The 23,033-nt window shown below is 31.9% G+C and carries 18 protein-coding genes; 2 read left to right on the top strand and 16 right to left on the bottom strand.

Features of this window, described 5'->3' with window-relative positions:
• Positions 1-205 precede the first annotated feature (205 nt).
• Positions 206-952, top strand: a complete 747-nt coding sequence (locus tag ACFFLS_RS05640; protein ID WP_379689231.1) for an NUDIX hydrolase — start codon at positions 206-208, stop codon at positions 950-952.
• A 297-nt stretch (positions 953-1,249) separates the two neighbouring features.
• Here ACFFLS_RS05640 and ACFFLS_RS05635 read toward each other — a convergent pair whose 3' ends face one another.
• The 4 genes from ACFFLS_RS05635 to ACFFLS_RS05620 form a co-directional block, all read right to left on the bottom strand.
• Positions 1,250-1,777, bottom strand: coding sequence for an RBBP9/YdeN family alpha/beta hydrolase (locus tag ACFFLS_RS05635; RefSeq protein ID WP_379689228.1), 528 nt, complete (start codon positions 1,775-1,777; stop codon positions 1,250-1,252).
• Positions 1,778-2,017: 240 nt separating this feature from the next.
• A complete protein-coding gene (locus ACFFLS_RS05630; RefSeq protein WP_379689227.1) occupies positions 2,018-3,190 on the bottom strand; it encodes a hypothetical protein in 1,173 nt (390 codons plus the stop codon).
• A gap of 208 nt (positions 3,191-3,398) precedes the next feature.
• The gene (locus tag ACFFLS_RS05625; protein WP_379689224.1) at positions 3,399-4,214 is read right to left on the bottom strand and encodes a helix-turn-helix domain-containing protein; all 816 of its coding nucleotides are present in this window, start codon (positions 4,212-4,214) and stop codon (positions 3,399-3,401) included.
• Between the two features lie 340 nt (positions 4,215-4,554).
• Positions 4,555-6,198 carry an alpha-L-fucosidase gene (locus tag ACFFLS_RS05620; protein ID WP_379689223.1) on the bottom strand — a complete coding sequence of 548 codons (1,644 nt, stop codon included), beginning with the start codon at positions 6,196-6,198 and terminating at the stop codon, positions 4,555-4,557.
• A 251-nt stretch (positions 6,199-6,449) separates the two neighbouring features.
• Between ACFFLS_RS05620 and ACFFLS_RS05615 the strand changes: the two genes are divergently transcribed.
• Complete coding sequence (locus tag ACFFLS_RS05615; protein ID WP_379685547.1) at positions 6,450-7,328, top strand: helix-turn-helix domain-containing protein; 879 nt, start codon at positions 6,450-6,452, stop codon at positions 7,326-7,328.
• 197 nt (positions 7,329-7,525) lie between these two features.
• Here the strand turns inward: ACFFLS_RS05615 and ACFFLS_RS05610 are convergent, their stop codons facing one another.
• The 12 genes from ACFFLS_RS05610 to tssD form a co-directional block, all read right to left on the bottom strand.
• Positions 7,526-8,254, bottom strand: coding sequence for a hypothetical protein (locus ACFFLS_RS05610; protein WP_379685546.1), 729 nt, complete (start codon positions 8,252-8,254; stop codon positions 7,526-7,528).
• 188 nt (positions 8,255-8,442) lie between these two features.
• Positions 8,443-8,886 carry a hypothetical protein gene (locus ACFFLS_RS05605; protein ID WP_379685545.1) on the bottom strand — a complete coding sequence of 148 codons (444 nt, stop codon included), beginning with the start codon at positions 8,884-8,886 and terminating at the stop codon, positions 8,443-8,445.
• Positions 8,887-9,110: 224 nt separating this feature from the next.
• A complete protein-coding gene (locus tag ACFFLS_RS05600; RefSeq protein ID WP_379685543.1) occupies positions 9,111-9,647 on the bottom strand; it encodes a hypothetical protein in 537 nt (178 codons plus the stop codon).
• Between the two features lie 160 nt (positions 9,648-9,807).
• The gene (locus ACFFLS_RS05595; protein ID WP_379685541.1) at positions 9,808-10,173 is read right to left on the bottom strand and encodes a hypothetical protein; all 366 of its coding nucleotides are present in this window, start codon (positions 10,171-10,173) and stop codon (positions 9,808-9,810) included.
• Between the two features lie 862 nt (positions 10,174-11,035).
• A complete protein-coding gene (locus ACFFLS_RS05590; protein WP_379685540.1) occupies positions 11,036-12,247 on the bottom strand; it encodes a leucine-rich repeat domain-containing protein in 1,212 nt (403 codons plus the stop codon).
• 4 nt (positions 12,248-12,251) lie between these two features.
• Complete coding sequence (locus tag ACFFLS_RS05585; RefSeq protein WP_379689221.1) at positions 12,252-16,892, bottom strand: DUF6531 domain-containing protein; 4,641 nt, start codon at positions 16,890-16,892, stop codon at positions 12,252-12,254.
• Between the two features lie 9 nt (positions 16,893-16,901).
• A complete protein-coding gene (locus ACFFLS_RS26130) occupies positions 16,902-17,501 on the bottom strand; it encodes an immunity 17 family protein (protein WP_379685537.1) in 600 nt (199 codons plus the stop codon).
• A 388-nt stretch (positions 17,502-17,889) separates the two neighbouring features.
• A complete protein-coding gene (locus tag ACFFLS_RS05570) occupies positions 17,890-19,233 on the bottom strand; it encodes a hypothetical protein (RefSeq protein WP_379685536.1) in 1,344 nt (447 codons plus the stop codon).
• Positions 19,234-19,239: 6 nt separating this feature from the next.
• The gene (locus ACFFLS_RS05565) at positions 19,240-21,018 is read right to left on the bottom strand and encodes a type VI secretion system Vgr family protein (RefSeq protein ID WP_379685535.1); all 1,779 of its coding nucleotides are present in this window, start codon (positions 21,016-21,018) and stop codon (positions 19,240-19,242) included.
• Positions 21,019-21,217: 199 nt separating this feature from the next.
• Complete coding sequence (locus tag ACFFLS_RS05560) at positions 21,218-21,832, bottom strand: hypothetical protein (protein ID WP_379685534.1); 615 nt, start codon at positions 21,830-21,832, stop codon at positions 21,218-21,220.
• A 20-nt stretch (positions 21,833-21,852) separates the two neighbouring features.
• Positions 21,853-22,644 (bottom strand): hypothetical protein, encoded by a 792-nt coding sequence (locus tag ACFFLS_RS05555; RefSeq protein ID WP_379685533.1) that lies wholly within the window; start codon positions 22,642-22,644, stop codon positions 21,853-21,855.
• Positions 22,645-22,901: 257 nt separating this feature from the next.
• Positions 22,902-23,027 (bottom strand): type VI secretion system tube protein TssD, encoded by a 126-nt coding sequence (tssD, locus tag ACFFLS_RS05550; RefSeq protein ID WP_379689324.1) that lies wholly within the window; start codon positions 23,025-23,027, stop codon positions 22,902-22,904.
• Positions 23,028-23,033: the final 6 nt, after the last annotated feature.

Raw genomic sequence — 23,033 nt, 5'->3', positions numbered from 1 at the left:
GCACTACCTCGTTTGCGTAAAGTATTGCAATCATTGAAAAAACACCGTCTTAGATTATGAAAAATGCAAAAGCTTCGACAAAAAGAAATACAAAAAAATAACTTTGGACTTTTATTTTGTGACGAGTTCTAAAAAGACAGAAAAAACTCAACTAATTTGACTCGTACAGATTAAAAAGTTTAAATTTGAAGCTAATTATACCGTCATGGATTTCAAAAAGTTTCTCGAAATAGAGTCAATAGAGGCTTGGAAAAAGTATATTCCGACACTTTCTATAGATAGTGTTATTTTTAGTTTTCATAAAAATGAACTTCAGGTTTTGCTTTTAAAAATGAAGGATATGGAATCTTGGGGACTGCCTGGTGGCTATGTAAAAAAGACCGAAAATGTGGATGAAGCAGCGGTTCGAATTTTAAAAGATAGAACCGGAACCGAAAATATTTACCTGCATCAGTTTCATACTTTTGGAAACCGTAATCGTTCTGAAGATGCATTTGCTGACTATAACGATGACATTTGGTACAAACAGCGTTTTATCTCTATTGGATATTATGCACTAGCAGAACATTCGCAAGTTAAGTTAGTAATTGATGAATTTTCGAGTGCTGTAGAATGGCATCCGATAGAAATTCTCCCTGAGTTTATGATGGATCACAGGGCAATTTTTGATAAAGCTTTGATTACGCTTAGAGAACAATTAAACAATCATCCTATAGGTTATAATCTTCTTCCTGAAAAATTTACGATGCCGGAACTTCAAAAATTATATGAAGGTATTTTAGGGAAAAAATTAAATCGCGGTAATTTTTACAGAAAAATTCTGCGTTACGACATTCTCACAAAACTAGATGAATCTCGCAAAGGCGGTGCACACAAAGCTCCAGATTTGTACAGTTTTGATTTGGAAAAATACAACAGCGCTTTAAAAGAAGGTTTACAAGGAAACTGGTAAAATACATTTTTATAGTTCTTGGAGCGTTCTCCAATTTTAACACAAAAAGCCAAGACGTTTTTAGAAAAACATAGAAATAAGGTTAACAGCTTGTATTCTAGACAAATTAAAGCCTCTCATCCATGAAAGCAAGAGCTTCAGATTTTCTTAGGCTCTTGCTTTTGTTTCTCAATTATTTTTTTTTAGAAAACATTTTAGAAATGTATCCTTTTTATTCGATTGAGGTATAAAATTGATTTATTTCCGTTAAACAGGTTGCTCTTTTTTATTAAATGAATACTGCCAACAATACCTCGATTAGACAATGGTTTTCAATATTTCCATTCCCTCATCCCAATTCGTATGTCCCGACTGGACATTAATATGTCCTGCATTTCCAATATTTATAAATTCACTTCCCCAGCTTTCTGCAAAAAATTGAGCTCTATCTAAAGATACCCAAATATCGTCTGAACTTGCTACCACAATAGTTGGGAAGCTAATTTTATCAAGAGGAATTGGAGCAAAACCAATAGCAGGAAACGTATACTGAGGAGCTTCCAAATCGCTTGGCGCTACAAGCATCGCTCCTTTAATCTTTCTTTTGTATTTTGAAGCCCAATGTGCTATTGTTGAACAGCCCAAACTGTGTCCGATAAGTACGATTGTAGAAAAATCAAACTGTAATACTTTCTCATCAATAGCTGTTATCCAGTTTTCACAGGTTGGTTCATCCCATTCTTGTTGCTCGACTCTGTGGAAATTGTCTCCTGAATTCTGAAAATAAGTCTGCCAATGCTCTGGTCCTGAATTTCCTAGGCCAGGAACAATCAAATAATTAATCATTTTATAGTTATTTTTAATTTATGGTAGCGGGGTACGCCTTTTTTTCTAGTTAACCTTTGATATAATGTATGGGTAAATTTACTCTAATTGCATTTGCAATACCAAAAACAATATACTGTTTATGACATCAAAATGTAGGTTCGCTAAATAAACTAACAAACACTAATAGTTATCAATTACTCAAACTCTGAAAACTAAAAGTAAAATGAGATTACACTGCAGAATGCAAACCATCTGTGGTTATTTGATGAATTGCTCAATATAATTCTGTAGCATTTCTTTCTTATATCCTTTAAATTCTGCTGTAAGTAATTGAATCTCTTTCTGATATTTATCTTTGTTTGATAGATGAAAAAATTCTCTTGCCAATTCTAGCCTTATTCGTTGCTTTAATGAAAGATTACCAAAAGGGTCAAAGTAAGAATCAATTCGAGATTTATTTTTAACTCCGTTCCAGCTGAATTGCTGTTCTTCAAGATTATTCAACAGCGCATTATACCTATTTATCGCTTCCTTAGAAGATATATTTTTCTGATAAATGTTGTATTTTATTCTGAAAAATTCCGTCTCAGAAGAATGATCATCTTTTAAATAATCAAAAGCAGAGTTTATCAGTTGTATATTTACTTTTTCTAAATAGGACTGCATTCCAAGAAGATTAAAGGATAAAATGGCAAAAGCGTCTTGCTTTTTAAAGTTGTCACGAATTTCTTTTTCACTGATTTCCCCAAAGGAGCTTGGCTGAATAATCTCATATCCTTTTTCTTTTAGGTTTTTCTCAATATCGTTTTTGTGAAAAGCTCCAATTACCACTAATATCGTATCTGTTTCTTTATAATTCTCTAACACTTTTTGTATTCTTGCGGACTGAAGAAATGTACGGTACAAAAATAATCTTCTTGGAAAATCAAAAGAGGTTTTGTCGGGACTGGTATTGTACCAAGACGCAATACTATCTTTATATGATTTTTTATCTGCAAAATAAAAATCATCTTCAAAATCTTGCTTTTCTTTAAATGTAGTGAAACCTAAAAAACCATTTTTTTGTCTTGTAAATTTTGGCACTTCCAAGTCTTTCATTCCAAATGCTAAATCCATGTCGTTTTCTGAGGGAAGCCAATCAATAGGATACAAGGGCAGTCTTTTCTCTCTTGCATATGGGACTATTACATATTGCTGCTCGAAAGTAAACTCATAAAAATCATTTTTTGAAAATTCTTCGGGAGAACGTTCAACACATACAGCCCTTGGATTTACTCTGTCAATAAATGCACGGATAGCTGAAGGCTGTTGATTAAAGTTTACAAGCTGAGTGGAGTGACCAACACCCAATACTACTACTTTTGCTTTTTGTGCGTTTACAAAAACCGTTATTAAACCTGTACTAAGTATCGCAAAAATGAGCTTCTTCATTCTAAAAATATTTCTAAGATATATAAATTACTATTCAAATGTATTATTACTTGTTTATTGAATATAAAGATTTGCCAAATAGGTAAAACCTCCCAATATCTATTAAAAATGAAAAATCATCCATTAAAACAGTTGTTTGGCAAATCAAATATTTGGTTACAAAGAAAATGCAACTTATTAATATGAAATTGTAAAAATGGAAACACCTTTAAGGGAAAAACCAAACCGTTTCTCTTTCAGTATTTATCTTTTCAAAAAATGTTTTTGGACTTTTAAAAGTTAAGTCACGAAAATCTTTAACAAAATGCGACTGATCATAAAACAGGTTTTCATATGATAATTCGGTCAGGTTCTTAACCTGATTTTTATCAGTAATTGATTTTCTAAACCTGTGGATTTTTCGATATTCGGAAGGAGATTTTCCAATATTTTTCTGAAATATTTTGTTCAAATATTGCCTAGATATCTTATGTTTTTTTGCTACTTCTTCAATTTTCGCATTTGCTTCTATATCGGCAATTAATTCTTTTATCATAGAGACATCTTTATGTACAAATTTTGATAACCAGTAATCCTCCAACTGCTCAATTTGTTTTTCTCTCTCCTGAATACTGAAAATTTTTTCCATCTCTTTTTTAAAATCTGGAAATGGGTCAAACTCTACTTCTTTTGTATTGTCTTTGGAATAATATACTTCGACTTTATCTGTAAAGAAATTGAGACCCAGTGGTTCAAAATAAATAGTAATTTCATTTAACGGTTTCTCGTAAAATATTTCAATAGGAGTATCGTAGCGATAGGTAATATGAGAAAAGATATTTTTTTCCTTTGAAGGCGTAATCATTATCTTATTATCTCTTTTTATTATGGAAACATTTTGCGTAACACTTACAATATTGTAGTTGTTTGGAAAAGTCCAATAACATATAGAATCATATTCGTCTTTTTCTAAAAAAAAATAGTATCCTTTTATATATTTTTTCAGGGTCTCATTTATTGGTTTGTAAAATTTCACTCTCATCATTTACATTGCTTCCGTTGCTTTGTTTTTGCTAAATTCCTATTAGTTCAGCTAATAACATATCAAAATTAATATAAAAAACAATGTTTCGAGAGCTTTCTTGATTTTTTAAATATTATTTAAAGAATAATTTCCGAAGATTTGTTCTTCGACTTATCTCTGCCTTTTAAGAGAAATTATTTGTTTGCCATTTTCCTTAACCACAATTTTTGATTAGCATATTTCCTGCATTGAAAGCTCAAAAGCAAGCCACGGTGTTTGGCTTTATTCATAACCTAGTTCGTTAAACATTCCGAAATCCGTAATAAACAATATTTTACAGATAAAGAATCCATTAAAAGAACTAAGTAATTTCTAACGCGTTAGCATACGAATTCTGTGGCTTTTGTTTAGGAAAATAAACTTCAAGAGCTTGTGCGTTTTGTTTGAAATCCAATTTCTGGCCAGTGCTTACCAGTTTAATCTGTTTTATTTTACCAGAGTAAAAGTTCTTTTCTGCGCCTAAGCTTTTTATAACTGCTATGCCGTTTTCTGGCCAATCCATAACTGTCGCATAAAGCATCCTGGCTTTTTGAACAAAACGAATATCTTCTGAAGTATAGGGTTTGCCTTTTCCTTCGTTAAATCCCTGAGCCGTCAATGCCCCGACGCTTTCCTGCTGAGGACCTTCCCCAAAAATCTTCCAAGGTCTTGTTCCATAAATGCTATCTGAGTTAGCTTTCATCCAGAGTCCGATTTCTACAACAATTGCCCTTTCTAATTCATCAATACTACCATCTCCCCTCACCGGAATATTCAGCATCAGATTCCCGTTTTTACTAACAACATCTATTAATGTATGAATAACTGTTTTAGCAGATTTGTATTTTTTATTATCATAAACTGACCTGTCGTAATGCCAATGCCCAATACAAGTATCTGTTTGCCAAGGCAAAGGTTCTATATTGTTGCTCTGCCCCTTTTCAATATCCCAGACCATTGCTTTACGCTGTTGTTCATCCAGTATCTTACCTGTAACTACTGTCTGAACATTTTTATTTTTTTTCAAGCTTTTGTTATACAAATGAGCGGCTATGCGCAGACCAGCGTCACTAACTGGCCAAAGCGGTAATGCTGTATCGTCAAAATAAACCAAATCAGGATTATACTTGTCAATTAAGTCTATAGTACGATTATGGAATTTTTCTATATATTCGTTAGATGGTTTTGCAACCCCGTTTCCCCAATCCCATTGTTTGTGTATTTGCCCATCATTCAGACTATTTTCGCTTAATATATGATTCTGAGCATACAACTCCTGAGGATCTAAGCCTTCCCACCAGGTTCCCACACCATCTGCTTTGGTTACTTTGCCATCATAAGGAATACCTGCGTAATTGCCTTTAGTATCTGCTCGCTGTGCTGTTTCAAACCAGCTCCATGCATGTGCGGCATGCACACTTACTGCAAATCGAAGTCCAGCTTTTCGAGCCGCTTTTTCCCATCCGGCTATAATATCTTTTTTGGGGCCCATTTTAGTAGAATTCCAATTAGGCTGATATTTACTGTCATAGAGATCAAGATTATCATGATGATTGGCCATTGCCATAAAATACTTAGCTCCGACATCTTTATACAAATTAACAAGTTCTTCGGGATTCCAATTATCTGCTTTCCATATATTAATTACATCCTTAAAACCAAATTTAGACGGATGTCCGTATTTTTCGATATGAATTTTATACTTTTTTGAGCCCTCCTGATACATTTCCCTCGCATACCAATCACCTGCTTCGGGCTCACATTGAGGTCCCCAATGTGCCCAAATTCCAAATTTAGCATCACGAAACCAATCTGGAACTATGTATTTACTGAGAGAATCCCAAGTTGGTTCGAATACTCCATTATTTAATGGACTGCTAAATAATTGGGATTGTCCTAATAAAGGAGACAAATATAAACCTGCTAATGCTGAGGCTCCTAATTTTAAGGCATTTCTTCTATTCATATTTTTATGATTTTGGAAGTAATTATATATTTCCGTTATTTTTTTTCAAACAAGCTATTAATCTTAACCCTAAAAAACGTTTAAATATCTAGATACAGCAGTAATTTTAGATAAAAATTTTATTATCAATTTATTTTGTTTAGTATTTTTGAATTAAACAAAACAAATATAACTTCCTCAAAATATATCCTTTTATCCAAAAACGTTTTTTTATTACCTAAAAACGTTTTTTTAAATAGTTTTATGTCCTTATGTCTAAAAACATTTTAAAATACTCTTTCTCTCTGCTTCATATTGATTATGTGAAACTTAATCATAACTGGAACTTTAACAATGTTATCAGTCCATACAATCGCTTATACTACATTGATGAAGGAATTGGATCTGTTTCTGACAGCACGGGTCATTTTACCTTAGAACCTGGCTATTTGTATCTTATTCCCAGTTTTACATTATGTAATCTGAATTGTAAAGATTACCTGAGCCAGTTTTTTATTCAATTTTTTGAAGAATCTCCAGACGGGACTTCGCTTTTTAACAATAATCGGAATATCATAAAATTGCCTGCTTCTGATTTTGATGTTGCATTGATAAAAAAAATGCTCCAAAATAATCCAGGTCGAGGAATAAACAGGTCTGACAATCCTCAGATTTATGAAAAGGAATTATATTACAAAGAATATCAATCTCTAAACGACACTATGCCGATCTATCTTAAATTTGAAAATCAAGGAATTCTTTTTCAGTTAATCTCCAGATTTTTAAATTCTAAAGATTTTAAAGCAACCAATTCACAAATAACATCTTCAAAAATACTTGACACGATACGTTACATACAGCTTCATTTGAGCGAAAATCTTACTGTTTCCAAATTATCTAAAAGAGTAAATCAAAACCAGGATTATTTTTCAAAACAATTTTTACTTCATACAGGACAAAGGCCTTTAAATTATATAAATGAAAAAAAAATAGAAAGGGCCCAATATCTCATAGCAACAACAGATAAGACATTTTTAGAAATTGCTATTGATACTGGTTTTTCTAATTTACCGCACTTCTCAAAAATGTTCAAACATATAGTAAGTCTTACACCCGGTCAATATCGCCATCAAAACAGCCATTTAAGGTAAAACTATTAGCGTTAAACCAAACTTTCAAAGATGAATATCATCAGGTTAAACAATTTTACATTCTTGTTTTCTAGATAGGAAATTATCTAAATTGGAAAATGTACCCCTCTAAAATAGCGAGGTTTACATTTATTTTTATTTTTGAAAGGCACGAAAGGATTTCGGATAGAACGGAGTTAAAAGCAAAATCTATACTATCAAAAGGAAAAGTAATTTAAGTTTTTTCCAAATTCATTTACAAATAATTGATTAATTCTATTTTGATCTAAGTTTATATTTAGTCTTTTCCAAAATTCAATTTTTCCTAATGTTGCAAACATATTACTAAAATCTTGAAACCCTATTGGCTTGGCTGGTGATTTTTCTTTATACAAATTTCTCATCCTATTTATACTTCTTAAATCCATTTCAACAGAATCATATAACATCTCATGATTTCCATTAAAAAGAGCCGAAAACTCATCAAAACCTAATAATTCATGATTTTTGTTTATTATTTGGTTGTCGATTTTTTCATTAAGTATATGTTGAATAATAATCGAAATATAAGTTTTAGAATGATTTAATAACTCTTCCTCAATTTCAATTTTTGATTGCTGATTTAAAGTAATGTGAGCTTTTAATAATTCAAAAACATTCCGTACCTCATTTTTTTTAAGATCACAATCAGTCACAAATAAATAAAATATTGAATCTAGCAAATCACAATAGTCAAAAGTTTCTTCTCGCTTACTTTTAACTACTCTGCCTACACATAAATTAAAATATTCTAGCGAAATTGTTTTTAAGCTTTTAAATGAATAATCAAGGCAAAAATTTATTTGTATATTTTTTTTAAGTTTTTCTACATCATCACGCTCTATTACTTCGTTTCGGAAGGAGGTCAATACTTCTTTGTTAGAATAAAAAAAACGAACATTTTCCATAAAATTATTTATTACTATTTAATTTGATAAGTTTTGATTCATCCAACCAACTATTCGAATCATCGGCATACACATAAAAAATCGGATTGTTCCCTACTATCTAATTGGAGCCTGGGGTAAATAAAGTCTTTATTCAGGATTATATTATCTAAATCTATTATAGTAAAAACTCTGAACTAGGACATTGCCTAATTCATTCTATTTCTTATTATCTCACTATCCATTACAATCTCTATAGTTTTTAAAACATTCTTATCAGAAATTCCAAGAATAATTAAAAAGTCTTTTTTCAGAAAATAAAATCGAGTTATATCTTCAAAAACAGAATCTTTATATTGATAAGCTCCAAAAGTTTTAGTTAGTGTATCACTATATTTTTGACCTATGTTGAAATCAAAAGAAATAGTCTTCAATATTCTGTTAGCTAAATCGATCAATTGATGATTATCTCCTAAATCGTTTATAATTAAAGCGCCTAATTCACTTTCAATTCGATTAAAGAATATAATATGATACCCAACTAAAGTAGATTTCCCCAATACATCAGCATAGGTAAAATCTTCAATTGTATTATATTGATCTCCAACAAAATCACTTAACTTTAAATTGAGATAAACATTTTTATTTATCATATCATTATTTACATCTTTCTATTCCTGATTCTATTATGTCTTTGTTTTATACATCTTCATTTTTGTCGTGTATCAACTAAAATACAATCTTTCTCAATTAAAAGTTTTGATTTTCTTTTTCGGGAGCTGATTACAAATCACCGGTAGGATTATCTAGGTTTTGACAAATAATCTTCAATAAATTCCTTTAATAGTTCAAGATTTGTAAAGTCATAAATCGCAATTTATTCAAGTTCTTGATTATTAATAAAATCTGAATTATTTTTATACTTTGTTTTTCCAACAGTAGCTCTATATTTAGCTGATTCTATCCAACTTACTTCTATTATTTGATTGTCTCTTTTTGCAAAAAACAAAAACTCGATTTCATCATATTTTTCATTCGTATTGAATAATCTATTTAAAAATATTTTCCAGCCTCCATTTATCTTAAGATACATTAAATCTAAATCATTTGGATTGGTTTTTTTATTCAAATATCCTATTAATACATCAATATTTGTATTTGATGAAATTTGATTGTAGATTTTAGAGTTTTCGTCTAGATTCAGACAAAAATTACTTCTGCTCAGAATAACTTCATTCAACACATAGCCAGTTTCATCGTTTTCAAATTCTATGTAAAATTCTTTTCCTAGTGTTTTATTAATTGCACTAAATACAACAGTATTATCAAATATAGGAAGTGAATTATAGGAGTTTATCTCAACTTGCCAATCTCGCTCAAATTGTAAACTAATCAGATAATCTTTAATATTCATTATTTACAGCATAAGATTTTATATAAAACTTAGGTTTAAAAAGAAAATACATTTTAGGAGTTACAATTAACAAAATTAATAGTACAGATATTTTATTTACAACTTAAAGATTTATTTTTTTTTTCGGCTAGCAATTTAGGAGCACTCCATTAGTTCATATTTAATTTTTCAAATCTCTATGTTTATATTCATTGACAATTTTTTTAATATTATTAATGAATTTATACTCAACAAAACACTTTTCACAAATGACGCCTACCAAACTATCAATTTCGTTTAGTTGTTTTTCATCTTCCTCGTTATGAATTTCATATATTGATTTAATATTGTATTTTTTCTTAGACTCTTTAGTAATAATGTAATTCAAATTGAATAAATATTGGTCATTGTCATACAAATAAACTTTAACAACAATTAAATCAGATGATAAAATTTGTTGATTTCTATTAATTTTATGGCATATAGATTTTTCAATATTAATTGCGATTCCAGATAGACCGTGTTTTTCACATTGTAACATTCCCATAATGTTATTTCCGTTTGATTAAATTAAAACCATTATTACCTAAGAATTTAGCATATCCTAATTGACTTTTAGATACCAGAAGTTCTACTCTTTTTTCTTGTATAACAAACAGCTGTTATTAATTCCTAAATCTGAAATTTAATACTCCGTTTGCCATGCTAAATAGTCAGTTTGTGAATATGTACCGGACGACCAATATAATCTATTGATAATAGAAAACTTCTCTCCTCCAATAATCTTACCACTTGGCACAAAACTTCCTCCCTCGTAAACCCAAGTAACTAGATTTTCAATTGGTTCTGGTTTGTCATAAACCAAATCATCTTCTACAACAATTAATTGAGGTCTTTCTTTCTGGTCATATTTCTATTCGTGAATAAGAACGTTTTATTTCCTTAATTTGAAACAATATCAACATAATTATAAAACCCGCCAAAAAAAAATTCAGCGGGTTTTCTTTTTATTACGCCACACGAAAGGATTCGTGCGGGAGCGGTGAGACCGATTCGATGGTTTTATTAGAATAAAAACCATATAATTGTCCTGTTGATTCCATATTTATTTTATTTACAAGGTACTATACAATGTGATACAGTAGATTTTAATTCTCTCAATTAAATCATGTTTGACGCATTATAAGGTATTTTTGAAACACCAATTACTTATGATATGTTTTTTCTACAAAAAATAGACTAGATCAAGATAAATCCTGTTCTCATTTTTATGAATTAAATTTTAATAATCAATAAAATATATTTCTAAATATGATTATCACTAATTTTGGAACATTACCTATTTTTCTATAAGATTCATTTGTACTGAGCGGAAATAATAACTTCGATATATTATACAATAAGTACATTTAATTAAAAAAGTTATCCATATTTTTCAGAGTACAAGGATTATTTTCAAAAACAATGGAATCTAACGTTTTTAACCAGCTTTCGAAACTTGGAGTATCCATTCGTGCATGACTCCCTTCATGGTAACGGTAATTATAAAAATAGCCTGTATCTTGGTTTACTACTTTGGTTATCAACGTTATATTTTCGGGTATATTTTCGGGTAAACCACTCAAAGGATTAAGTCTTAAATCAATCGTACATTTATTTTTTATTTTTTGTAAATATTTTTCTGAGATTCTATCTATTCTATTGGAAGTCAGTAAAATATTATCTACATCAAATAATTTTTCATTTATTTTATAGATTTTATTAAATCGCAAATCTAATATTTTTAGTCCTTTATTGAAATCAACATCATAAGATATTATATCATTATTACTTAAATCAAGTTTTTTAAGTTTTTTTAAATTTTCTAAACCATTAATTTTGTTAATATAATTACCTCTTAGTCCTAATTCTTCTAAATTTACTAATTGATCTAGTTCTTGAATCTTTTTTATTACATTATAATTTAGAAGTAGTTCTTTTAAATTTATTAACTTTTCAATACCTTCAATTTTTTCTATATGACAGTAAGACAAATCTAATTTTTTCAAATACACTAGCTCTTCCAAATCAGACATATTACAAAAATCAAAATTAGATCCTGCTTTTAACTCTTCCAGTAATGGAAATTTATGCGCTAAATCTTTTAAATTTGATAATTGACATTGAGAAATATATAATTTTTTCAACGAAGGAAGAGAACAAATATTTTTTACACATATTGTTTCACTATTAATATCTAATTCGTTAATTTTTAAATTCTCTAATCCAGTAATAGAAAATAAATCTTCCCATAATATTAATCTTTCTAATTTTCGTAATTTATTTAGACCCTCCGTTCCCTTTATATTATTCCCCACCAACTTAAGTGTTTTTAAATTAGGAAATTTTTTTAAAAATTTTGTTGAAGAAATATTACAAACTACAAGTTCTAATTCTTTTAAATGTTCCGAAAATGGAAGTAAATCATCTAAATTTTTTTTAATTTTTATATCCTTTAAAGACAATTTTGTTACATTGTTATTCCTATCTGTATAATAACTATTTACGCCATTTTCAGTATTCTTTGATTTTATGATTTTTATGTCATATTTAAATTCTATGTTTCTAATATATTCGTTCATTTTATTAGCCTTTACATTTTATACTATCAAATTTTGCTGCATTATCATCTCCTATAAGGTTTAACTTAGCTCCCATTCTATTTAAATAATCAGTTGCAGCTGAAAAACAATCTAATTCACCTAAATCATATTTTTTCCCTTTATAACTATCTTTAAAGTCTTTAAGACTTGTTTTTTTAGAAACATCAATTATTTTATAATTATCTGCTTTTACAGTTTTTGTCAATTTAGAAGTTGCAACTTCAACATTATCAGTACCTATTAAATGAACCAAATTCCCATCAGAATCAATTGCTTGGTAATGAAAGCCACCATCCTTTCTTACATTCTGTATAAGATATGCTTGACCTTTACTTGGGAGAGGAATACTGTTCAGTCCAAATAGATCAAATTCTATATTAGAATTAAAAGTATATCCATAAAAATTAGGATTGTTTCCAGACAATCCAATTGGATCCTGAGATAAATACAGCCCAGCCTCAGGATTATAATACCTGAACCTGTTATAGTATAAGCCAGTCTCTATATCCTCATATTGTCCAAGTTGCCTAAAAGGAATAAAATTTCTATCTCCTTTTAAATTCCTTAAATCACCATAGATATCATAATCCGTTTCCCAAACTAATAAACCATTTTGAGAATAACACTGAACAGGACGACCAATATAATCGTTAATTATTGAGAATTTTTCATTTCCAATAATTTTAGCAGAAGGCACAAAAGCTCCTTCCTCATATACCCAAGTAATTAAATTCTCTATTGGTTCAACTTTATCATAAACCAAATCATCTTCAATAACAATTAGTTGAGGCCTTTCTTTTAGATCATATTTCCATTCGTGTATAAGAACATTGCCATCCCAAAAATAACGATTAATTTCGTTGTCTGCAATTTTTTCAGTACGTCTTCCTAAGGCATCATATTCAAAACGTACTATTTTCCCGTCGGGGTTGGTTACACTTTCCAGCATTCCGTTGGCGAGCCAGGTATAAGTTGTATCACCACTTTGCCATTGTTCGTGTTCTTGCTGTAATCTGGTTTCTTCGGCTTTATTACCTGCTAATTTGTCTATCCAGTTGGTTGGTGCTTCGAACTTTAATGGTTCGCTTATGTTTCTTGGGCTTTTATGTACTAAATTGCCCAGTTCATCGTATTTGTAATAATGCGTTTCATCTTTTAACAATTTTCCGCCTTTACCATATTTGCGATCGCTGCGGTCGCGGGTTTTGTAAAGGTTTCCTACAGCATCTGGTGTTTTGTACAGTTCTTCTTTTCCGTTATAACTCGCTTTGGCCAAATTACCAAAGTCGTCATAATCAAAATAAGTCATGCTTTGGGTTATTTGGTTTACGGCGCTGCGAAGCTGTTGGTTGGTATCCCAGTTGTAGTAACGAGATCCTGTACGTTTGCCGTTTGCAAATACTTCTCGCTCTTTTTGTTTACTGCTATTATTGTAGCTGGTTTTTATGTGTAAGCCTCCTGTGGCAAAACGTTCAATTTCTCTGCCGAGTTCGTCTCGCTTCAGGGTAGTTTCCCAAGTCTGATGCTGTTCTTTGAGCTCCTTACTTTGGGCTTCTATTCGCTCCAATTGTCCTTTTTGGTTGTAATGCGTGTCTATATTGGCGCCAAGACTGGTGCTTAAATTAATACGCTGTCCTAAAGTATTGTAAGTCGATGTAAGGATAATGCCCTTTTCGTTGGCATCGAGCTGTTGTTTTTGTGTTTCTTTTACAATACGCCCAACAGCATCACGTTCAAACAAAATACTAACGTTTTGGTTGCCGGCTTCTACCAGTTGTCCGTTTTTGTTGTAGGTATAGATTTCCCAAGTGCCGTCATGGTAATCGGCTCTGGTAATACGCCCTAGAGCATCCTGCTCGTATTCTGTATATTTTCCGTTTCCGTGGTCTATTCTGGTTACTTCTCCTGCCAGATTTCGGCTGTATTTTTTTACGATACCGTCAAAAGCAGTTTCCTTTACAATATGTCCTGCTTTGTTGCGAACAAAATAATACGTTTCGTTGTCTTCGTTTCGAATCCCTTTGAGTTGCTCCATCTTGTCGTAGTCAAAACGGACTTTTACGCCGTTTTGTTCTCGTGAAGCAAGGCTTCCCATTGGAGTATAGCTAAACTTGATATTATTTTTATTGTCTCTTAAAGCTGTTACATCATCATAGTTATCATAATCAAATTCTATAACATTGCTGTCTTTTTCTATAATCTTCTGCACCCTGTCTAGGGCATCATAGGTAAAATAATCAGCCATCTGCATAGGAGTGTAAATGGCACGCACACGTCCGCGGTAGTCATACTCCCATGTTTTTAGTTTCTGACCGTTTTCGCGCCATTCTATAAGGTTGTACGCTTTATCATAAACCAGCTCTAGTTCGTTGCTGTTTTTGGCAATGGTATGAAGCATTCCCTGCTCATTATAAGTAAAATTGGTAAGGCTTTTATCGGGTGCAATTATCGTTTTTAGCTGATGGGCTTTTTCTTTTTCATAAAGAAATACCGTTTTCTCTCCCTCCGGATCAATAGAGATAAAAGGACGGTTTTCGTCATCATAAAGCGTCATTTCTTCTGTTCCGTCAGGATAAATGGTTGTCGTTTTATTGCCTTTTTCATCATAAACAAATGCAAAAACGCGACCTTCTTGATCTATCTCTCGATAAAGCTCCATGTATTCGGTATAATCGTAAAAAACAGAATTCCCCATTGGATCTTCTATCTCGGTTACCAGCTGGTTTGCATCGTAGTAATAAGTTGTTACAGCCTGGTTTGCATCTGTAACCAAATTATAGCCGTCCTGCGGATGATATTCCATCCAGCCTTCCTGCCAGCCTCCGTCACCCCAAGTATGAGTACATCTGTTCTGGCTGTCGTATTCCCAGTAAAAAGCCTGTCCGTTACGGTCCGTTTTCTTTACCATCAGGTTTTTATCGTACTCTATACGGGTAGGGTTGCCTAGTGCGTCTATAATGGCGGTCATATTGTACAGCTCATCGTACTCGTAGGCAATTAAAAGTTCAAGGCCTTCAGGGCTTTCAAGTTCTAGTTTTTCAATAAAGCCATTTTTAGTGCTTACTTTGATAACTCTGCCTGCAGCTTCTATAATCTTAGTCAAGCGATAGCCTTCAAACTCAAAAACAAGAGCCAGTCCGTCTGGATTGGAGATTTTAGTAAGCTGGTATTTTCTTCCGTCAAAAAGTGTAAAATCATAAAAAAGTCGACTATTATAATCATACGCCTGATACCCATCAGAAGTTCTTTTTAGCGTTATTTTTTCTTCTCTTAGGTAAAATTGTCCTTCAAGCTGCAATTCAGGAAAAGCGGCGATTCTTCCATCATCCATACGAAGTCCTACGGTACCCAATTCTGGATATAATTCTACAGCACGATCGTAATTACAATGTACGCCATGTCCGAGCCAGCCGATATAGGGAGAATCAGAATACCATTGACGTGTCCAGTTTAATGCTAGAGGTCCTGCAATATCAAAATCGCTACCCTCGTAAATTACTGCTCCATTTACCAGATTTATCGGTTCGAACCCTAATCGGCACAGAACTCTTTTGAGCGACCTTGGGCATTTGCCACTATGATTAAATTTTATTAAGCGTCCCTTTATTTTTTTTGCAAACTTAGCAAAACCATTCAGTAATAATTTTTTTACTATAGCAACTGGATTAAACGGTGCGGGAATTGGATTGGTTATGATTGTTCCTTTTGGTGGTATCGGAATAATCACACTTGTTGGTAAATATAATTCTAACCCCATTTTAATACCGTCGTCTTTATTCTTGGTCGGACGCATAGTATGAGGCGAAAAAATCCCTACATCTTGGCAACTGTTATGTAAATGCGCACCGCCTCCGCTGATAGGGTCTCCATCTGCCAAAGCCAATAAACTTCCTAATAATGCATGTCCGTTATTTTTACTGCACATTCTAGAATACACCGGATGAAAACCTGCGCCCATAGGAAAATGAGGAATACTCTTAGTTGGAGTACTTGCGACCGCACGTGGTGCAAAGTCTCCTATTTTTACTGTAGCACCAAGTTTGCTCAAAATTAAGTTGTATACAAAACTTTTACCTTCATGTAATAGTACTTGTTGCTGCTCTTCTTCTGTAGGATTATCAGGATTCTCTACTGGAGGAGGTTCTGGAGGTAATGGCATCAGAGAAGCAACCGTAACTGACAAGAAATCTTTTGGACGAAAAAGCAGACCTATATACGGGTGCGGCATAGGTACAGGTGCTGGTGATGGCGGAATAGTTACCATATGAATATCTATACCTAATACAGGATCAAGCTGCTTAGAAATTGGCAGACAGGCTTGTCCCTTCATTCCTAAGCCTTTTAATAAAGGCATTAATACACTTTCTATACCCTCAGTAATAACTTTGTTTACATCTGATTTAATAGTGTCAATTGAGCTTGTTATCGTATTTATTGCTTTAGCTGCATTAACAAGTACCGTTGTCGTTTTTGTTGCCGGTGAAAGTTTATCATTATTTAGTGTATTTTGAATCTCCTTGTTGTTTTGCTGTACGCTCTCAACTTGTTTGTTTACAGATTCATTTACTTTTTCACTAACTTTTTCAAAATAATTCTTATCAGCTGCTTTTTCTCCCTCTGCCATTTTAGTTTATTATTTAAGTTTTACAATTTCTTCTTTTTTAGAAATTGTATTTTGTTCCTTAGTATTGTTTTCATAAACAAAAATTAAAAGACATACTATCGATACAAAAAGAAAAAGAAAGGCCAAATAGAGACGTACTGTTTTTCTGCCAACAAGTTCAAGCCAAAATCTCAAGCTAATTGAACTACTGCTAGAGTTAGACGTTTCTAACAGCCAATCCCAATCTTTAAAAAAACCAAAAGCAACAATAAAGCCTATTCCTGCTAGAATAAGATAGGTATATTCTGGGTTTAAAGCCATAAAATTTGTAAATTGACTACTGTAGGTTGCTACTTGATCTTTCATAATATTGATTCTTGAATTGTTAATAGTATTATTATATTGATAATTGTAAAAAGTTAAAAATGAAATTATGATTCCTAAAACTGTAAAAAATCCTATAAAGCATCTTACAGCTGTTCTTCCAAAAATTTTTATAAAATAACCAAAATTGTATTTTCCACTTCCTGAATGCAATACCCAATCTTTATTTCTAATAATTGCGATAAGGTGTACAATCAGAAAAAATGTAATTAATAAAAAAGCATAATGTGGTTTTATTTCTGTCATAAAAGCAATTCGTAAAAGTTACCTACCATAAGCGCTAATATCAACTGCCAGAGCTGTTTTTAATCTTTAATTTCAAAAATGCTTTTTAATGATAAACTCAACATTTAATATTTTGAATTCTTATAATAATACATAGAAATACAAAAGCTCATTAATATGAAAAACATAAAAATGATTGTTTGAAAAGTAGCATTTGATATCGATATGCTACCGATTTTTTTTGGTTTTCTATTAGGAAACTGACTGCTTATAGAATAACGTATTAAAAAAAAGAATATCACTATTAACACGACTATACAAATAGGCATTCTATATTCTTCTGGAAAAACAGAAAGGCATTTGTTTACAAAATTTGTAATTTCAGGGTTTGTTTCTTTACTTACATGTCTCATTTAAATTCTGTATTATGCAACTTATCAGGATCTCCATAAGCAGCAATTTCTGATTTATAATTTTCTCCAAAAAGCGGTATTAATAATTCGTCGAGAGCCTTTTTTGTTACTTTTTTTTCAAAAGCTGTGTTGTAAATAACATCTTTCAGCATCAAAGGAAAATTAGAGTTTAAAAGCAATTGGTGATCTATTTTGGTATGCAGATTAAAACCTTCTTCATAGTAAGGAATTACATTTATTTCATGATCAAATTTTTCTGCACTCCAGCCACAAAGACGGCAACTTTCTATCTGCATTAAATAATCACCGCAGTCTTCGTAAGCCTTTTTGGCATTTATGTAATCGGCATTGGCTTTCTGCCAGTCGTCTTTTAATACATAAATACTTCCTCTACCAATATAGGCCTGACCCGCAAGCCGGCTTCCTAAAGATTCATCTATTGTCTGCTGTGCTATTACTGCAGCCTCAACCGCTTTGTCTGCAAAGTAAAGCGCTTCGTCGTAGTTTTTATAGCCTATTTGATCATTGTATAATATTACATAAACTGTTACGATCTGGGCAATCCAATTTGGATCATTTTTTAATTGCTTCACAACAATATCCAAACACTTTTTTGCCTGAATGCCCACTTTTTCTTTTTTACGATCTTCTACAGCATGCATTAATTTTACAAGCTCGTTTCTGTATGCATTTTCCGGATTGGTCAAATCTGCCTGAGCAACTAATTCTTCAAGCATTCCATTGACATTTATTTCCGAATCAATATTTTTTATCTTCTTATCATGATTATAAATAGCATCTCTGTACAAAGAATCTTCACTTGTTTGTGTAACAGTCCAGACACTATTTTTATGGAAACTGTTTTTAAGCGAAGTTTTGATCCATACATCAGCTTCCTTTTTTGTAATCCCATAAGATTTAAAAACGTAGCAAACTTTATTTCCTTCTTCCGGATTTAAATAAGCAGCAAAACTGTTTAGGTTATTTATCAACAACTGCATTGCATTTTCTGGATTCTCCAATTTAAATTCCGGCGTCCAGTCAATTACTGTACCTTCATATTGTTCTGGTTTTTTCATGGTATTCCACATCGCAATAGACTCCTGCATCTCAAGCAATATAGCATTTGTAAAAGTTTCTAAACTTTCAAAAACCGATTCAAAAATCCAGACAAAGAATTTATTCCTGCTGTCAACAGCCAAAATATATTCCAAAAAAGCATCAATCATTGATTGTTCTTTTTGTGTATGGGTAATGCAAACAATATTTACTTCTTTAGTTTTACAGGCTTTTTCCCATTTTACGACCAATTTTTCAATGTTCTGCTGTACTGGATTCATTAATGCTTAATTTAATTTTATAATTGTACCCTCAACTGCTGTAATAGCCGATGAAGATAATGAGGCTTTGGCTGTACCTGTCATGCTTACCTCTGCTGCAGAATTGATATCAACTTTTATAGGCGATGTAACTACAGCTTCTTCAGAACCTGTAATTGTAACTTTTTTACCACTGTGGTCCAAAGAGTCCTGTCCTGTAATCGTAACTATTTTTCCTGCTAAATCTATTGTCCCGTCTGAATTTAGCTTCAGACTGCTGCTTCCTGTCGACAATGATATTGATGCAGATGCGTTTACCGATATATTTCCAGCGCCATCTAGTGCTACAGAGTTTCCGGCACCATCTGTTATTGTAATACTCTGCTTGCTGTCATCAAAAGAGATTACGTTACCGCTCTTGGTTTTTATCGTCTTACTGTTATTATCACTTCCTCCTCCGTTTCCAGTTTTGTCATTAAAAACACTTCCTAGAATAAAAGGTCTGTTTGGGTCTCCATAACGGAAATGCACCATAACATGGTCTCCCGGATCCGGAATAAAAACCATTCCACGATTGGTTCCTACCTTTTCACTGCTTCCAGCGTCTGGAGACATTACTCGTAACCAAAGTGTTTTCATCGAACTGCCTTCCTGCCATAACATCTGAACCCTTACTCTTCCTTTGTTTTTAGGATCAGTATTACTTTCTACAATTGCCTGCTGTGTCTGTGCAATTGGATAAGCCACATCTGGTTCTGGCAGACAAACTACTTTTGAGGGTATTGCTCTAAAGTTATTCTGGTATTCTCCTAAATGAGTTGCATGATGCGTTATTTCGGTAATAATATAAGTACCTACTTCTTGTTTCATTATGCTTGTATTCTCTAAAATACTCGATTGAATATTGACAATACTTCCTATTTTTAATTTAGAATTCTTAGTGCTTGCCGAAACATAAGTTGTATTGGCTGCGGCGCTTTCTTGTTTCTTTTTTAAGAAAGATTCTAAGGCAACATCATCTGCTGCATTTATTAAATCATGTGTAAAAGCTGGTGTTGCAAATATTTCTTTTGAGGCTTCAAATGCTTCGTTTCCTAGTTTTGGAAGACCGCTTACGGCATCTTTAGAATTGGCAGTGTATCGTTTATCATTACTTTCGTTATAAGTAAATGCACTGAATTTATTTGGCACTGCCTGTACCGAAATCTTTAATTTTGAAATATCGCTGTTGTAGGTTAAGGATATCGGATCGTCGAAACTTTTTGGTTTCCCAAAAACTAATTTTTCTCCGTCATAATACAGCCATTCATTGTATTGCTTTGCTAATCTTTGTATGAATTGAAAATCGGTCTCCAAATACTGAGTCTGATATTCCATCTTACTACTATATTCTGGATTTATATCGTTCTGAAGCTGTTCTCCTGCCCCGTTTTTGATTACTTCTTTTACAACATCTTTTAAAGTTGATTCTTCCCATGAATACATCTTTTCACCCGACTCTAATAAAATAGTTTTAGAATACCCGGACACAACAATATGATTGCCAGAATGCCCCATTTCTTGATCAAAATCGATATTGGTAATAACTCCCAAAAAGTTATTTTTTTCTTCCAACACAATGTGTACCACTTTCCCCAGCCATTCCTGCGCATTCTCCAAAGTATATGCTAAAGGACTTTCTACAACAGAATGAGGTACAGAAATTATAAATTGATGATGATCATTGATCACCTGCACCAGTTCGATGCTCGTAAAGTGGCTAATCTTTTTTGAATCGATTCCAAATATTATTGTTGGTGGTCTCATAATTTTATTTTATAAATAGGTGTGGTATATTTTTTTAATCCTTGATAATTTTCTAAATTATCAAAAATGTTCATTCTTATTCAAAAATGATGTCCTGACTATTATATATTGCATTAATTTTAAATATTTACTTTTTTTCATATAACAAACTCAGGCAATTTCGTCTTAAATATTTAAATAAATTCTTATGAAATTATTTTTAGCTGATCCATTTTTGGTAGTTAGCTACAATAATCCACTTTCCGTTAATTTTAGAAAGAAAAAGCACTCTCCCTTCTCCACAAAGACTGCCGCAAAAATGATTCAGTTCGACATAGGCCTTAGTCATGTCTTTTGAAAAAACAGGTATTGTTATTTTATAAAAATCGTATTTTTCACCTTTTTCCTGTTTTATTTTTTCTTCCTTAGATGTGGTAGAATTTATTTTTTTTATTATTTCTTCTTCTATTTGAAATTCATTTTGTTCTTTATTTTGTGAAATCAAAAAAGCAGAATCAGCTGTAGAAAAAAATATCTCTTCTTTAACTTTCGATTTTAATAATTGATTTATTGAAATACCATTAAATGAAGGAGGAGGAGGCAAATTCGGGTTATCTGATTTTTCTGGAATATAAATATTAATTTTTGTAAGATCTACACAAAACATTCTTGAACTCGCATTGTTTTTAGATACCGGTAAACTATCCTGAGCAATAACTGCCGCTACAATTTCATTAATATTTTTACTTTTTAAAATCGAACTTTCATCTCTCTTTTCTTTTTTCTCACAACTTGAAAACACTAAAAAAATAAGTATCAAAATTATATTCTTCATATCAGTAAGAGCTTTAAAAGTTATTTTAGATCACTATATTTTGATAAATTCGTTTTCTCTATGTTGTCAAAAATCTTCTCATATTTTGGGTCGAGATTTTCGAGCTCTTCTGCTAGTTTTTTATACATTTTAACTCCTTGATGATTAGAGTTTAAATCACGAAGTGCCAAATGGTCATCGTCAGCGTCGTATTTTTGAACCCTTAGCGCTTCTTCTAAGCCACCTCTTCTAAAACCTTGAATAATTTCTTCTATTTCTCCTGCATTGTGAACAAAAAGTTCATGCGAAATAGATTCAATAGAAGATTCATTAACATAAATATTAATTAGTAATTTGCCCACACTTGATTCAGATAAGGTAACATTTCCTTCACGGTGCGCAAAACCAAGCGCTCCTTCATGTTTTTTATACTCTTTATCTAAAGAGAACTGAACAATATTAAGTATTACATCAGAGTATTTCCCGTCATTCTTGGCTTTATATCCGTAAAACATATCGTTTTTTCTCATAAACTGAGATATATAATTTCTACCCGTATGGGTCTTCATTATATCTCTCATTGTAAGCCCAAGCTCTCTCGTGAAAATTCCTTCTCTAAATATTGGTCTTATTGAATTGTCAACCAGTTTTGTTACCAAATACGGAACCACATCAAATGGCTTATTCGGTCGATATTCTATATTTCTTCTTTCAATAATAGACGCTAAAGCACTTGTGTTTTCCCATCTATCCATTTCAATATTGTACCTAGGATCTTTAGTTCCTAATAAATTTGAGTTTCTATATTTTCCAGAAGATGATGATCTAAACATTGTGCTATTTTGATGAATTTATTTTGTAAAGAAGAAGTTCTATTGAATAATCTTTTATTAATTAGATGAAATCAAGTATACATCCTAAAAAAGGAAAATAGGAATGATTTCTATATTTTCACTTTCTACGGCTATACGATTAAATAATCGCCTAATATTTTTAAGATAATAGCTTTTCCGAATTTAAAAGGATGAAATTATTTGTCTGCAAAAAAACAAGAAGCGGCAGATTACCGCTTCTTGATTATGGAGACTAATTATAATTTAGCCCAATTGTTATCTAATGTTGCATTTCCTAATGAAATTTTCTCTGCAGAGAAAGTAATCTCTGTAGTCATCGGAGTTTCTGCCATAGCGTCTAACTGCTCGCTGAAGAATACAATAAAAGC

This window comes from Flavobacterium procerum (assembly GCF_042431625.1).
Lineage (GTDB): Bacteria > Bacteroidota > Bacteroidia > Flavobacteriales > Flavobacteriaceae > Flavobacterium > Flavobacterium procerum.
The sequence above is the reverse complement of the archived record's forward strand: the minus strand, read 5'-3'. Positions and strand labels throughout refer to the sequence as shown.

Coding starts and splice junctions, on each gene's coding strand:
- ACFFLS_RS05640 (WP_379689231.1), top strand. CDS start 206: ATGGATTTCAAAAAGTTTCTCGAAATAGAGTCAATAGAGGCTTGGAAA.
- ACFFLS_RS05635 (WP_379689228.1), bottom strand. CDS start 1,777: ATGATTAATTATTTGATTGTTCCTGGCCTAGGAAATTCAGGACCAGAG.
- ACFFLS_RS05630 (WP_379689227.1), bottom strand. CDS start 3,190: ATGAAGAAGCTCATTTTTGCGATACTTAGTACAGGTTTAATAACGGTT.
- ACFFLS_RS05625 (WP_379689224.1), bottom strand. CDS start 4,214: ATGATGAGAGTGAAATTTTACAAACCAATAAATGAGACCCTGAAAAAA.
- ACFFLS_RS05620 (WP_379689223.1), bottom strand. CDS start 6,198: ATGAATAGAAGAAATGCCTTAAAATTAGGAGCCTCAGCATTAGCAGGT.
- ACFFLS_RS05615 (WP_379685547.1), top strand. CDS start 6,450: ATGTCTAAAAACATTTTAAAATACTCTTTCTCTCTGCTTCATATTGAT.
- ACFFLS_RS05610 (WP_379685546.1), bottom strand. CDS start 8,254: ATGGAAAATGTTCGTTTTTTTTATTCTAACAAAGAAGTATTGACCTCC.
- ACFFLS_RS05605 (WP_379685545.1), bottom strand. CDS start 8,886: ATGATAAATAAAAATGTTTATCTCAATTTAAAGTTAAGTGATTTTGTT.
- ACFFLS_RS05600 (WP_379685543.1), bottom strand. CDS start 9,647: ATGAATATTAAAGATTATCTGATTAGTTTACAATTTGAGCGAGATTGG.
- ACFFLS_RS05595 (WP_379685541.1), bottom strand. CDS start 10,173: ATGGGAATGTTACAATGTGAAAAACACGGTCTATCTGGAATCGCAATT.
- ACFFLS_RS05590 (WP_379685540.1), bottom strand. CDS start 12,247: ATGAACGAATATATTAGAAACATAGAATTTAAATATGACATAAAAATC.
- ACFFLS_RS05585 (WP_379689221.1), bottom strand. CDS start 16,892: ATGGCAGAGGGAGAAAAAGCAGCTGATAAGAATTATTTTGAAAAAGTT.
- ACFFLS_RS26130 (WP_379685537.1), bottom strand. CDS start 17,501: ATGACAGAAATAAAACCACATTATGCTTTTTTATTAATTACATTTTTT.
- ACFFLS_RS05570 (WP_379685536.1), bottom strand. CDS start 19,233: ATGAATCCAGTACAGCAGAACATTGAAAAATTGGTCGTAAAATGGGAA.
- ACFFLS_RS05565 (WP_379685535.1), bottom strand. CDS start 21,018: ATGAGACCACCAACAATAATATTTGGAATCGATTCAAAAAAGATTAGC.
- ACFFLS_RS05560 (WP_379685534.1), bottom strand. CDS start 21,832: ATGAAGAATATAATTTTGATACTTATTTTTTTAGTGTTTTCAAGTTGT.
- ACFFLS_RS05555 (WP_379685533.1), bottom strand. CDS start 22,644: ATGTTTAGATCATCATCTTCTGGAAAATATAGAAACTCAAATTTATTA.